Below are 12102 nucleotides of genomic sequence, written 5' to 3'. Positions count from 1 at the left end.
CCCCTGAAACTCATTGCTGGTAGAAGAAGTGATGGTCTCCGCCAGGCTTGTCCAACGCCCGGTACCGCTCCATGGTGCCGTACCCTTCCTGGGTATTGTCCCAGCCGAAGTTGACGAGGTTCCGGCTCTGCTCTTCTGGGGTCTGCCCCTTGGGGGCGCCTGCGTGGAAGTGAGGGCCGGCCGGGTCATGGGTGTGTTCCACGATGACACGCGACCCGTTCTCCATCTCGAACTGGCGGAAATTTCCCCAGTGTGTCGGATCCTTGGAGTACACGTATCCCGGCATGTTCTTGTAATTCTTGTCGCCCATGACCACCCATTCCGCGTCCGGAGTGGTCCCGTGCGGCACTCCGGCAACTTCGAACGCGGATTTCTCGGCGTCCGCTCTGCTGCCGAAGGGGTTCCCTTTCTCTCCCAGCGGGTAGTCCGGTGCGAGTCCGAGCGCGTCTGTCCACGTAAGGGGGTTGTGAACGTACGCCATCGGGTTCGGAGCCGGGGTGAGCCCCAGCGGGTCCGCTGTGAGATACCTGGCTGTTTCCGGATCGTAATGGCGAAAGTAGTTGTAGTGAAGGGCCGTTTCCGGGTCGTGGTACTGCCCGGGGAAGCGGAGCGGGGTATACGCCGAACCGCTCTCGGACCGGGCGCTGTTTCCCCAGACCGTGCTGCGGGAACGCCAGGCGATCCGGCCCTGTTCGTCGACGAGTTCGGTCGGCGTGCCGACCAGGTCCGTGACGATGGCGAAGAAGCGGGAGTCGATCTCTTCCCGAGACATCTCGTCCGCGGTGATGCGTTCCGTCTGCGCGATGGGGCGCCGGTTCTGGTGATCCCAGGTGAGAGTGGTGCGGTTGGGGAGACCGACAGCCACCGTCGTCTGTTCGCACAGAACGGTGCCGTCCCAGGTGAAGTCGACGCGCTCGACGATCTCCTCGCCGGTGTCGGCCAGACGGAGTTTGGCCACGCGACGGCCCAGCGGGTCGTATTCATAACGCCAGCGTGTGCCGTCCGGAGTGATGACAGAAGTAAGGCGGTCCTCGGCATTCCATGCGTAACGCCAGGTCTCCGGCTTGCGGGACAGGCGCGATTGCTGACGCAGGACGACACGGCCGAGAGCGTCATGCTCGTAGCGAACGTGTCCCGCGCGGACAATGCGGGTGCCTGTGTACTCGCGGTCGCCGACGGCCCCCGGACCTTCGTGAGCCGTCGGCCATTCGGCGGTGGTCTGGTTGCCCATCTCGTCGTAGACGTACCGCTCCGTCCAGCCCTCGGCCTGCACCGCCGTCACGCGGCCTGCCGCATCCAGCTCGAAGCTACGGGTTCCGGCCAGACGGTCGTCGATGCCGATGACGTTGCCGTCGGCACGGTACCGATATGTCCGATGCTGGATGAGGCTGCCCTGCACATCCGTCAGCGTCTGGTTCGTCAGACGCCCCGCGGGGTCGTAGCCCTGTTCCAGGGTCAAGGCACCGTTGACGGCGCGGGTCAGTTCGCGGCCGGCCGTGTCGTACGCGAAGTCGATCGACCGGCCCGACGACACCATGCCGGTGCGGTTTCCCGACCCGTCGTACGTCCAGCTGCTTCGGGCGCCGCTCGGAGTCGTGCGAGCGGTACGACGTCCGAGCGAGTCGTACTCGTACCGCACTGTGCGGCCGGAGACGGTCTCCGAAAGCACATGGCCGAAATCGTCACGCACAAGGCTGAGCGCTGTCGTGGGGCCGCTCGCCTGGGTCAACCGGTCGGCCTCGTCATAGCCGTACGTGGTTACCTGACCTGCCGCGTCCTTCCGTATGACCTGGCCCAGTGCGTTGCGCTCGAACCTGATCGTCTGACCGAGAGCGTTCGTACGAGACACAAGACGACTTGCCGCGTCGTACGCGAATGTGAGGACGCGGTCGTCGAAGTCCGTTTCGGAGACGAGCCGGCCTGCCGCGTCGTACTCATATGTCCACTTCAGGCCTTGCGGGCCGGCGACCTCGGTGAGGCGCAGTTGTGCGTCGTGGACGAACTCGTAGCGAGCCCCGTCCGGGCCGGTGCGAGCGGCCAGCAGGTCGAAGTGGGTGTACTCGAAGTGAGAGGTCGCGCCCATGGGGTCGACGTGGCTGACGCAGTTGTCCTCGCCGTCGTAGGTCCATGACTCCGTGACGCCGTCCGGTGCCGTGCGACGGACCAGCCGTCCTTCGACGCTCCACCTCAGACGGGTGACGGCACCCGTGGTGTCTGTGAGGGTGACAGGTCGGCCGAAGGGGTCCCGGTCGTAACGGGTTGTGCCGGCCGACGGGTCACTGATCTCCACAGGGAGGCCTGCGCGGTCACACACGACCGTCGTGATGTGGCCGAGGCCGTCGGTGACCGATGTGAGCCGGCCCGAGTCGTCGTGGGAAAAGCGAGTGACCATTCCAGCAGAGTTGTTTGCGACGATGCGATTGCCGCGATCGTCGTAGCTCCAGCGGTGGATACCCCCGTCAGGACCGACGACCAGGGTGGGCAGACAGAAGTCGTCGTACGCCACTTGGATTTCTCGGTCGTCTGGACGCGTGATGTTGGTGGGCTGACCGTACGGGTTGTTGGTGAACCGGGTGGTCTGACCGAGTGCGTCCGTCTTGGCCAGGACGTGGTGGTTCCGGTCGTAACTGGTGTGGGTGGTGTTGCCGAGGGGGTCGATCTCGGCGATGACCTGGCTGTTGCTGTTGACGACGAAGCGGGTGGTGGCGCCCTGGGCGGTGGTGAGGGTGGTGATGCGGGTGCCGGGCCAGGCGGGGGCGGTGCCGTCGTAGTCCAGGGTGATGGCGATGTGGCCGGCTTCGCCGCCCTCGGCGACGCAGCGGTCGTGGTCGTCGTAGGTGTAGGCGTAGCGGCTGTTGTTGGTGTCGGTCCAGGAGGTGACGCGCAGCCGGTCGTCGTAGGTGAAGCGCAGGGGCAGGCCGGAGGAGTTGACTGTCTCGGTGAGGTTGCCGTCCGTGTAGCCGTAGCGCTTGATGACGACATCCGAGCCGTAGTCGGCGGCGCCGACCAGGGTGAGCGCGGTGACGCGGCCCTCGTCGGTGGTGATGCGCAGGTGGTAGCCGCCGGAGTGGCGGATGGCGAGCGGGGTGCCGTGCTCGTCGTGGTCGAAGGTCAGGGAGTGCCGGTTGCGGTCGGTGATGCGGGTGAGGAGCGCGGTGCCGTCGGCGGTGGGGCGGGTGAAGTGGTGGGTGTGGCCGGTGAGGGGGTCGGTGATGCGATAACCGCCGTCGTCGAGTCGGGTCAGGAAACGACGGGGGCCGGCCTCGGGCAGGACCGGGGTGTGGGGTGCGGTGGGGTGAGGGTAGGCGAGGAGCAGGCCGTCTTCGGTGATGTGGACGATGCCGTGTTCGTCGGTCTCCAGACGCTGGTCGAGGGTGGAGGCCCAGGTCGGGCCGAACCACCAACCGCAGCGGTAGTCGGAGGCGACGCGGCGGGTGAAGGCCAGCGGCAGCAGGCCGGGCAGTTCGATGTCGGTCTGCGGGAGGTACATGGCGCCGGTAGCCATGTCGACCGGGTCGCTGCCCTTGGAACGCACCACGCTCTTGAGCCGGTTGAACGCGCCCTCCGCGCCGTCGGCCAGCATGCCCCGTGCGTTCTTCCCCAGCCCGCGGACGGCGAGGCCCATGGCCTTCATGCCGCCGCGGAGGTTCTTCATCTCCTTGAGGCCCTTGGCGAGTTTGCCGAGACTGGTGATGCCCTTGCCGCCGGGTATGCAGTCCAAGGCTGCGAACGCGACATCCCACAGGGACGCCTGCCCTTTGGAGTATTTGTAGAGCGTGTCCGCGAGCACGACGAGCGCGGCCACGAGGACGATCGCACCGAGGATGGGGCCGCCGATGATCAGCGCGATGATGCCGACGACCGCGACGACGACCTTGCAGACGGTGACGATGGTGTCCCAGTTGTCCTCGAACCAGTGGCCGACGTCCTGCCACCAGTGCCGGTTCGGGATCCCCGCGTCCGAGGCCTCGTCGATCTTCCGCTTCGCCTCACCCGCCGCGTCGTCGCGCATCTTCCGGGCGTCCTCGGCCATCTTCTTCGCGGCATCGAGGGCGTTCTGCGCGGTGGTGACGTCCGACTGCGCCTTCGTATGCGCGGACTTGGCGCTCTGCACGTCCCTGGTGGCGGCCCGCACCTTTGCCTCGTCCGGCTTGTCCGCCGTGGACTTGCTGCCGGTGGGATCGTCCTTGTACTTGTCGGCTTCCTTGCCGGCCCGGGTCACCCACGAATCAGCGGAGGACAGCCGGGACTTGGCGGAGGAGAGGTCGCTCTGGGCTTCCTTCGCCTTGGCGAGAGCCTTGTCCGCCAGGGCCTGCGCCCGCTCCAGCTTCGGCCAGTAGTCCGCGAGCGCGTCGCCGCACATCTCGTACGACTTCTTCAGCTTCTTCAGGTTCTTCGGGACGTCCTTGAACTGCTCCTTGAAGACGTCGGCGGACTTGCCGGCCCACTGCAGCAGGGTCTCCTCGCCGGCCATGCCCTTGACCAGACGCAGAGCGTCGGAGACGTCGTCGGCGAAGTCGTGCAGCTGGGTGGCGAGGGTGCGTACGCGTTGCGGGTCGCCCGGGGTCGGGTCCCGGTCGAGGTCGAGTGGATGCCAGTCCGCCGGCCGATACCCCGCCATAACCGCGCAACCCCCGTCGCGTACGCCCCATCAACAAACCTGTGCACACGTGAAGTTACAGGCCAGGCCGGTTTGAGGTGAAGGGTGGTCCGTGATCGGCACGCGGGAACCGACGCCACCTCCGGGCTGCCTGACCCGGTCAACAGTCCTTTGCGTGGATCAACTGAGGGGCGTCGCGATGTCACGGGACGGCACCAAAGCTGCGGTGAGGGCGTTGAGTTGTCTGACTATGATCTGCTATGCGGGTTTCGTGCGACAGGGGCGTGGCAAATCACTCTGGTGCGTTCCGGATTGACCCCGATACCGTATTCGCTGCTTCGCAGACCCCAACCGCCCCACCAGGAGCCCACCGTGACCCGCCGTTCCCGCCGCCTGCTCACGACAGCCACCGCCGGTGTGACGGCCGCGCTCCTGCTCGCCGGCTGCGGCGGAGGCGACGGAGACAAGTCCGACTCGAACGGCAAGATCGCGGGGGCGGACACGGGGGCTTCGGCTTCGACTTCGGCTTCGCCGAGCGCGTCGGCGTCCACTTCGGCCGACCGTCCGAAGATCACGCTTCCGTCGGACGTGAAGCTGACGTTCAGCCCGGACAGCACGGGTGATGCGGTGAAGGACGCGATTCTGAAGGACAACGCCGAGTTCGTCCGTGCCATCAACGCCGCCATCGTCGCCCAGAACCCCCGGCTCCCCGCTCTGGAGTACTACACGGAGGGCGAGGGCGCCGTGGCGGCCCAGGACTGGGTGCAGTCGTTCAAGAAGGCCGGCTGGACCGTGACGGGAACGGTTCGTTATGTCGACCGTCAGGTCAGCGTCGAGTCCAAGAGCAAGGCCTCGCTGACGTATTGCGGGGACGAGAGCAAGGGCTACACCAAGGTCATCAAGACCGGAGTGGTCGAGCAGACGAAGGTCGACAAGAACAGCTACGTCGCTTACGGCGCTCAGGTTGAGAAGAACGACAAGGGGGTCTGGGAGCTCGTGAAGATCGCTTCTACTCGGGGGGCAGCCAAGTGCCAGCCCTGAACGGACTAGCTCGCGGTGTTGCCCTCCTCGCTGTGGGATCGATCTGTCTCACTCTTGCTCCTTCGGCCCAGGCTTCCCAAGGTGCGCCGACGGGCGGAGCGGTCGGCACCGGTTCGGGTTCGAATGAGTCTGGCAACTCGTCCCCGGACGGCAAGCTCTCCTCGACCGTCGGTGTGATCCGGTACGACCTTTCCAAGAACGGCTCGGGTAGTTCCGCCGGCCCCGTCGCTCCCATCACGTCCTGGACCCCGCCGGCGTGCTGGTACGCCCCGAAGTACTCCCCGGCGGATTTGCAGGCGTACCTGGAGCCGATCTGGGAGGCCGGTTCGACCGGTGACGCGTGGGACGCGACTCAGCGCGACCGGTACGTCAACGGTCACCCCTACAAGGACTTCAACAAGGACGAGACCGGCAAGGGCTACTGGTGGGACTCGTACGTCAACAAGTCCTTCCCGCCCGGCTGGGACAAATGCAATGAGCCCTACTTCTGGGTGGCTACCGGCGACGACCCGCCGGCCAACATCGCGAACACCGTCACACCTGAGATTCTTGCCAAACTGGCGTACAACGAAATCCGCGTGCCCTCCAAGGACGTGAGTCTGGCGCCCGCGAACACGACAAAGGTCAACCTCCCCACGTGGGCCTGGCTGGACGGGGCGACGTTCAAGCCGGTGTCGGTCACCGCGCGCATCGACGTCCTGGGCATGTGGGCGACGACGACCGCCAAACCCGTCGCCCTCAAGATCGACCCGGGTACGTCCGACGCGGTCACCTACCCGGCGTCGGGTGTCTGCGAGATCAACAACGGCACGGTGGGGGAGAAGTACAGCACGGGTGACGCCGACCGGACGCCACCCTGTGGAGTGAAGTACCTTCACTCGTCCGGCGACGGCTCGTACCAGCTGAGGGCCACGATCACCTGGCAGATCAGCTGGACCGGCAGCGACGGCGGCGGCCCCCACAACCTGCCCGACGGCACCTTCGGCCGGTCTCAGGATGTCGTCGTGCAGGAGATCCAGTCCGTCAACAGGTGAGGGGCGTGACGCTGGGCGTCGTCATGCCTGAGTGATGTGCTGATTTGCTCGGGTGTACCTCATGCCGGTGCGGCCCGGGTCGATCCGGATGTCGTATTCGCCGCCTCAAATGCCGTGTCCGGGAAGAAAGCGGCCTGTTCAGGAACGGGCAGGCCGCTCGTGGTCCGGCCGGTAATCCTTTGCGGTAGCCAACCATGTCCCGCTACCGTGGTCCGCTGCTTTCTTTGACCTCATCCGCCCCACCAGGAGCCCCTCGTGACCCGCCGTTCCCGCCTGCTCACGACAACTGCCGCCGGGGTGACGGCCGCACTGCTGCTGGCCGGCTGCGGCGGAGAGAGCCAGGGCTCCAAGTCGAACGAAAAAGGCGAAGACGAGGGGGCATCGGCGTCCGTTTCGCCGAGCGCGTCGGCGTCGGCATCCTCTTCGACCGGCCGTCCGCAGGTCACGCTACCGTCGGACGTGACGGACGAGTACGTCGACTGGAAGACCGGTGACGCCGCGAAGGACGCCGTCCTCACCGACACCGCCGCGCGCATCGATGCGACGAACGACGCGATCCTGCACGGCGACACGGGCGCGCCGGGCCTGTCCTTCTACTACCGGGACAAGGCGTTGAGCGGCGCCGTCGCCTGGATCCAGGCCTACCTGGACGCCGGCCTCTCCTTCACCGGCACCACCCGCTACTACGCGCCCCAGGTCACCCTGTCGTCCGGAGAGGCCACGGCGACGGTCCTCTACTGCTCGGACGAGAGCAAGGGCTTCAACAAGAACCGCAAGACCGGAAAGGTCGACCGGACGCCCTCGGCCCAGAGTCCGTACTTGCTGTACAACACGCGTCTGGCGAAGAACGGTTCGGGCGTGTGGCAGACCACGGCCCTGTCCTCCCACCGCGGCGACAAGGCCTGCACCGGCTAGCCGATGAGCCGAGCGCGCGCGATACCTCATGACACATCCCAGTCGCCTGACCAGGAGCCTCTCGTGCACCGTCGTTCCCGTCTGCCCGCGACAGCCGTGGTCGGCCTGACAGCCGTACTCCTCCTGGCGGCGTGCGGCGCGAACAGCGGTGGCGGCGGATCGCAGGCGGACGACAAGGCGACGGCGACACAGACCTCGGCCTCGCCGAGCCCGTCGGCGTCCGCGTCGGGGCGTCCGACCGTCGAACCGCCCGGGGACCTCACCTACAACTTCGACTGGCCCGGCACGGGCGACGCGGCCAAGGACGCCGTGCTGGCGGACAGCGAGCAGAACATCAAGGCGGTCGACCTCGCCATCGCGAACCAGGATCCGCTGGACAGCGCCTACCGGTTCTACTTCGAGGGCGAGGCCGCTGCCCAGATCCAGCGTTACGTCCAGGCCTATGTGACGGCGAAAGCACGGACGACCGGTCACTACCGCTACTACGACCCGGTGGTGAACGTCAGCGCCCCGGACAAGGCGTCGCTCGTGTACTGCGAGGACCAGGGCAAGGCCTACGACCTCTACCTGAAGACCAAGAAGGTCGACAAGACGGCTGTCACCAAGAACAGCTACGTCCTCTACAGCACGCAACTACACAAGAATGGCAAGGGAGTCTGGGTGGCGCAGAAGCTTTCGTCGCAGAGGGGGAGTGCCAAGTGCCAGCCCTGAACACCGTCACGAAGGCCACCGTCGGGCTGATGGCCGTCTCCCTTCTCGCCGGGTGCGGTGGGAACGGCGGCGGAGCGGAAGCCGCGGACAAGGCCTCGCCGTCGGCCACAAGGACCGGGGCGTCGGTCTCGCCCAGCGTTTCGGTGTCGGAGACCACGACCGGCCGTCCGAGGATCGAACTGCCCGCTGATCTCACCCTCACCTTCGAGGTTTCCCGGACGGGTGATCCCGTGAAGGACGCGGTGCTCGCGGACGGCGCGGAAAGGGCGCGGGCGGAGGACGCCGCTATCACCGGGACTGACCCCAAGGGTGAGGGACTCGCCTACTACAACACGGGTAAGGCTCTTGAGGCCACGCTGTCCTGGGTCGCCCAGTTCAAGAAGGCCGACGTCACGATCACCGGCGTTGCCCGGTACTACGACCGCAAGGTGACGCTCACGAGCAAGACGTCAGCGATCCTCACCTTCTGCGGTGACGAGAGCAGGGGCTTCAGCAGGGACAAGAAGACCAAAAAGGTCAACAAGACGCCTGTCACCAAGAACAGCTACGTCTCGTACAACACCCGGCTCGACAAGAACGCCGACGGTGTCTGGCAGACGTCGCAGATCATTTCCGTCAGGGGGGCAGCTCGGTGCCAGCCGTAACGAGGGCTGTCGGTGCCGTGGTGGTTGTACTCCTGCTGGCGGGATGCGGTGGGGGTGAGGGGGATGCGAAGGCGAGTGAAAGCAGCGGCGCGGGTGCGACGAACTCCGCCTCTGCGTCGCCGACTTCCGCGTCCTCGACTTCCGCGCCGTCGACCGGCGGCGGGCGCCCGGAGATCACCTTTCCCGCCACCGCCAAGAACGTCTTCGAGGACACGAAGTCCGGTGACGCGACCAAGGACGCGGTTCTCGCGGACAGCGCCCTGAGCGTCAACTCCATTGACGAGGCGATCTTCAAGCAGAGCACAGGCACGAAGGCGCTCGGGTACTACAACGCCGGGAAAGCGCTGGGCGGGTCGATCACGTACGTCAATGGTTACCTGAAGAAAAAGGACACCTGGATCGGCGAGACCCGCTTCTTCGACCGGAAGGTGACACTGTCCGGCGCCAAGAACGCATCCGTCACATACTGCTCCGACGAGAGCAAGTCGTTCATCAAGAACAGGACGACCGGAAAGGTCGACGAAACGCCGACCACTGCGAACTCCTACGTGCTCTACCACACCACACTCGTCAAGAACGCAGACGGCGTCTGGCAGACCACCGACATCGTCTCGAACAGGGGTGACAAGGCGTGCCAGCCGTAACGAGGGCGGTAGGTGTCGGTCTGGCAGGCGTGCTGTTGCTCGCTCTTGCCGGATGCGGTGGGGAGTCGGAAACCGGCGGGGAGGGGCAGGCGCCGGCGGTTCGGGGACGACCAGCCCCTCCGCTTCCAGCCCGTCCGTCTCGGCAGGCTCGGACGGTCGGCCGGTGATCGACATGCCGGCCGATCTGTCGTACCGCTTCGACTGGCCCGCGACCGGTGACGCCGACAAGGACGCGGTGCTGGCGGACAGCGAGCAGTCGATCAAGGCGGTGGATCTCGCGATCGTCCGCCAGGACGCGCTCGACGAGGCGTACCGCTATTACTACGACGGTGAAGCCGCCACGGGGACGCGGAAGTTCATCCAGAACTACGTGGACCACAAGGCCGGCCTCACGGGCGCGTACCGCTTCTACGACCCCGATGTCGCGGTCGCGAAGGACGGTACCGCCTCCTTCAGCTACTGCGAGGACCAGGGCAAGGCCTACGTCAAGTACCTCACGACCGGCAAGGTCCGGAAGACCGAGGTCACCGCGAAGAGTTACGTCGGTTACCGGACCGGTCTCAAGAAGAACGCGAAGGGTGTCTGGGTGATCGGCACGATCACGTCGCAGATCGGCAGTGCCGAGTGCCAGCCGTGACGAAGGCCGTCACTCGTCGGACCACGCCACCAGCCGTACGTTCTCCTCGCCGTGCACCCTGGCCAGGGCCTTCATGACCGTCGTCGGGACCGCGTCACGGCGTCGGGAGCGTTCGGCTCGGTAGACGGTGGTGTCCGTGGTCGCGGGAGACGAAGTGTGCCCAGGCGGAGGCACTGACTGTGAGATGAGGGCCCACGGGGTTTTTCGAGTCTCGGATGTGGACGGCCGAGGGGGCGGTGGCTATCTCGACGCAGTTCGAGGCGTCGGGGCTGTAAGTGGACTTCTGCCAGTGGAGTTCGGACACGGTTCCCTCAGATGGTCTTGGTGATGCGGCGGATCAGGTCACGGGACTCTGCCGGTTCGAGAGCGTTCTCCTCCATGCGGTCGAGAACGAGTCGGTACTTTTCCAGCTGGGCCTCCGCATCCAGGAAGTCACACCCGTGGTGGGTGTCCAACTGAACGGTGTCGAGCTGAGGCACCGGTCCCATCAGATAGTCGACGGACTGTCCGGTGCCGGGGAAGGATCCCTTGCCGAACGGGATGACCCGTACGGTCACGTGCTCCAACTCGCCCATTTCCAGCAGGTGCTTGAGCTGAGCGCGCACGACGGTGGGCCCGCCGTACCCCATGTGCAGTGCGCACTCGTGGATCACCGCCGTGTAGGGCGGAGGGTTTTCCCGGTGCAGGATTTCCTGTCGCTTGATCCGGTGGCTGACCCGATGCTCGATCTCGTACTGCCTCAGTGCCGGCACGGCTTCCTTGAAGAGGGCCCGCGCATGGTCGGTCGTCTGGAGCAGCGCGGGGACGTGGATCACCAGGGCAACACGCAGTGCGGCCGCGTGGTACTCCAATTCGGCTAGGTCGACGAGGCCGACTGGCAGGTGGTCGCGGTAGTTGTCCCACCAGCCGCGAGTGCGCCGACCCGTCATTGAGGCCAGCGCGTCCACGAGTTGTTCGTCAGGGCAGGCGTAGGCGCGTGTCATGGATCGCAACCGGTCGGCACTGATGGGGGTGCGGCCAGTTTCGATCATGCTGACGCGTGCCTGATTGACGCCCAGGAGGTTGCCTGCACTCGTGGCCGTGAGTCCGGCCCGCTCCCGCAATTTACGCAGCTCAGCGCCCAGCCGTCGCTGCCGGAGCGTAGGGCTGTCGGTGGGCGGCACGCGGTCTCCTCCCGGCCGCGACGCGGCCCTGTGCTCCCTCACACGAGTGAAGGGTGGATGGTTTCAGTGGATTTAGTTAGATGCATCTAACCATTTGCCCTACGGTGAATGCATACCGCTCAACTCCCCCCGCCCATAAGCCGGAAGCGCACCACTCACGGCAGAGCCACCGCCCGGCGTGGCCGTTGAGCCCGATCCGCCTCCCCTTCTCTCGCTGGAGGTCACCGTGGGAACCGTATCCCTGCCCGACACCTGGGTGTACGCCCTCCGCCTGCCACACGACCCCCGCGCGGCACGCGTCGCACGTATGACCGTACGGGCGGTGCTGAGCGGGCACGGCAGGCTTGAAGTCCTCGACGTCGTGGAGTCGTTGACGTCCGAACTGGTCGGCAACGCCTACCGGCACACGAACGGCCCCGCCTCCCTCCGGCTGACCGCCCTGCCCGACGGGCGGCTGCGGGTCGGTGTCTGGGACAGTCATCCGCGCGTCCCGGCTCCCTTCGGCGAGCCGCCCTGGGACCGCGTTCCGCTCGCTCCGGCGGATGCCGAAGAGGGGCGCGGGCTGCACCTCGTGCAGGAGTACGCCGACTCCTGGGGCGGCTGGCCCATCGGGGACGGCGGCCCGCTGGACCGCGGTGCCGGGAAGCTGTTGTGGTTCGAGGTGGACAGGTCAAGCTCCGGTCAATCCGCTCGGTAGCCGTCCCCTCGTGGCC

11 protein-coding genes are annotated in these 12102 nt (G+C 66.3%); 8 read left to right on the top strand and 3 right to left on the bottom strand.

The features are described 5' to 3' along the window. Nucleotides 1–10 precede the first annotated feature (10 nt). On the bottom strand, nucleotides 11–4621 hold the full coding sequence (locus ACWDGI_RS07750; RefSeq protein ID WP_450756372.1) for an RHS repeat-associated core domain-containing protein: 4611 nt from the start codon (nucleotides 4619–4621) through the stop codon (nucleotides 11–13). Between the two features lie 351 nt (nucleotides 4622–4972). Here ACWDGI_RS07750 and ACWDGI_RS07745 point away from each other — a divergent pair, with 351 nt between their 5' ends. The 7 genes from ACWDGI_RS07745 to ACWDGI_RS07715 all read left to right on the top strand — a co-directional run bounded on the left by ACWDGI_RS07745 (nucleotide 4973) and on the right by ACWDGI_RS07715 (nucleotide 10226). Continuing rightward, nucleotides 4973–5641, top strand: a complete 669-nt coding sequence (locus ACWDGI_RS07745; RefSeq protein ID WP_351701374.1) for a hypothetical protein — start codon at nucleotides 4973–4975, stop codon at nucleotides 5639–5641. Then, on the top strand, nucleotides 5629–6675 hold the full coding sequence (locus ACWDGI_RS07740) for a hypothetical protein (protein ID WP_450756370.1): 1047 nt from the start codon (nucleotides 5629–5631) through the stop codon (nucleotides 6673–6675). Before ACWDGI_RS07745 ends, ACWDGI_RS07740 begins: the two co-directional genes overlap by 13 nt. Before the next feature lie 255 nt (nucleotides 6676–6930). Beyond that, nucleotides 6931–7590: a hypothetical protein gene (locus ACWDGI_RS07735; RefSeq protein WP_450756368.1), complete on the top strand. Its 660-nt coding sequence runs from the start codon at nucleotides 6931–6933 to the stop codon at nucleotides 7588–7590. Nucleotides 7591–7653: 63 nt separating this feature from the next. After that, nucleotides 7654–8301, top strand: a complete 648-nt coding sequence (locus tag ACWDGI_RS07730) for a hypothetical protein (protein ID WP_450756367.1) — start codon at nucleotides 7654–7656, stop codon at nucleotides 8299–8301. 29 nt (nucleotides 8302–8330) lie between these two features. Next, entirely contained in the window at nucleotides 8331–8945 is a 615-nt protein-coding gene (locus ACWDGI_RS07725) for a hypothetical protein (RefSeq protein ID WP_450756365.1), read from the top strand. A gap of 17 nt (nucleotides 8946–8962) precedes the next feature. Further along, nucleotides 8963–9589, top strand: coding sequence for a hypothetical protein (locus ACWDGI_RS07720; protein ID WP_450756363.1), 627 nt, complete (start codon nucleotides 8963–8965; stop codon nucleotides 9587–9589). A 172-nt stretch (nucleotides 9590–9761) separates the two neighbouring features. Next, nucleotides 9762–10226, top strand: a complete 465-nt coding sequence (locus ACWDGI_RS07715) for a hypothetical protein (RefSeq protein WP_450756525.1) — start codon at nucleotides 9762–9764, stop codon at nucleotides 10224–10226. A 94-nt stretch (nucleotides 10227–10320) separates the two neighbouring features. Here the strand turns inward: ACWDGI_RS07715 and ACWDGI_RS07710 are convergent, their stop codons facing one another. Together ACWDGI_RS07710 and ACWDGI_RS07705 are read right to left on the bottom strand one after the other, a co-directional pair. Next, a complete protein-coding gene (locus tag ACWDGI_RS07710) occupies nucleotides 10321–10530 on the bottom strand; it encodes a DUF397 domain-containing protein (protein ID WP_450756361.1) in 210 nt (69 codons plus the stop codon). Nucleotides 10531–10537: 7 nt separating this feature from the next. After that, nucleotides 10538–11389 carry a helix-turn-helix domain-containing protein gene (locus ACWDGI_RS07705; RefSeq protein ID WP_450756359.1) on the bottom strand — a complete coding sequence of 284 codons (852 nt, stop codon included), beginning with the start codon at nucleotides 11387–11389 and terminating at the stop codon, nucleotides 10538–10540. A 226-nt stretch (nucleotides 11390–11615) separates the two neighbouring features. Between ACWDGI_RS07705 and ACWDGI_RS07700 the strand changes: the two genes are divergently transcribed. Then, complete coding sequence (locus ACWDGI_RS07700; protein ID WP_450756357.1) at nucleotides 11616–12086, top strand: ATP-binding protein; 471 nt, start codon at nucleotides 11616–11618, stop codon at nucleotides 12084–12086. Nucleotides 12087–12102 lie beyond the last annotated feature (16 nt).

Source organism: Streptomyces sp. NPDC001220, from assembly GCF_053597895.1.
This window is presented reverse-complemented; position numbering and strand designations above follow the sequence as displayed.

Coding starts and splice junctions, on each gene's coding strand:
- ACWDGI_RS07715 (WP_450756525.1), top strand. CDS start 9,762: ATGCCGGCCGATCTGTCGTACCGCTTCGACTGGCCCGCGACCGGTGAC.
- ACWDGI_RS07725 (WP_450756365.1), top strand. CDS start 8,331: ATGGCCGTCTCCCTTCTCGCCGGGTGCGGTGGGAACGGCGGCGGAGCG.
- ACWDGI_RS07750 (WP_450756372.1), bottom strand. CDS start 4,621: ATGGCGGGGTATCGGCCGGCGGACTGGCATCCACTCGACCTCGACCGG.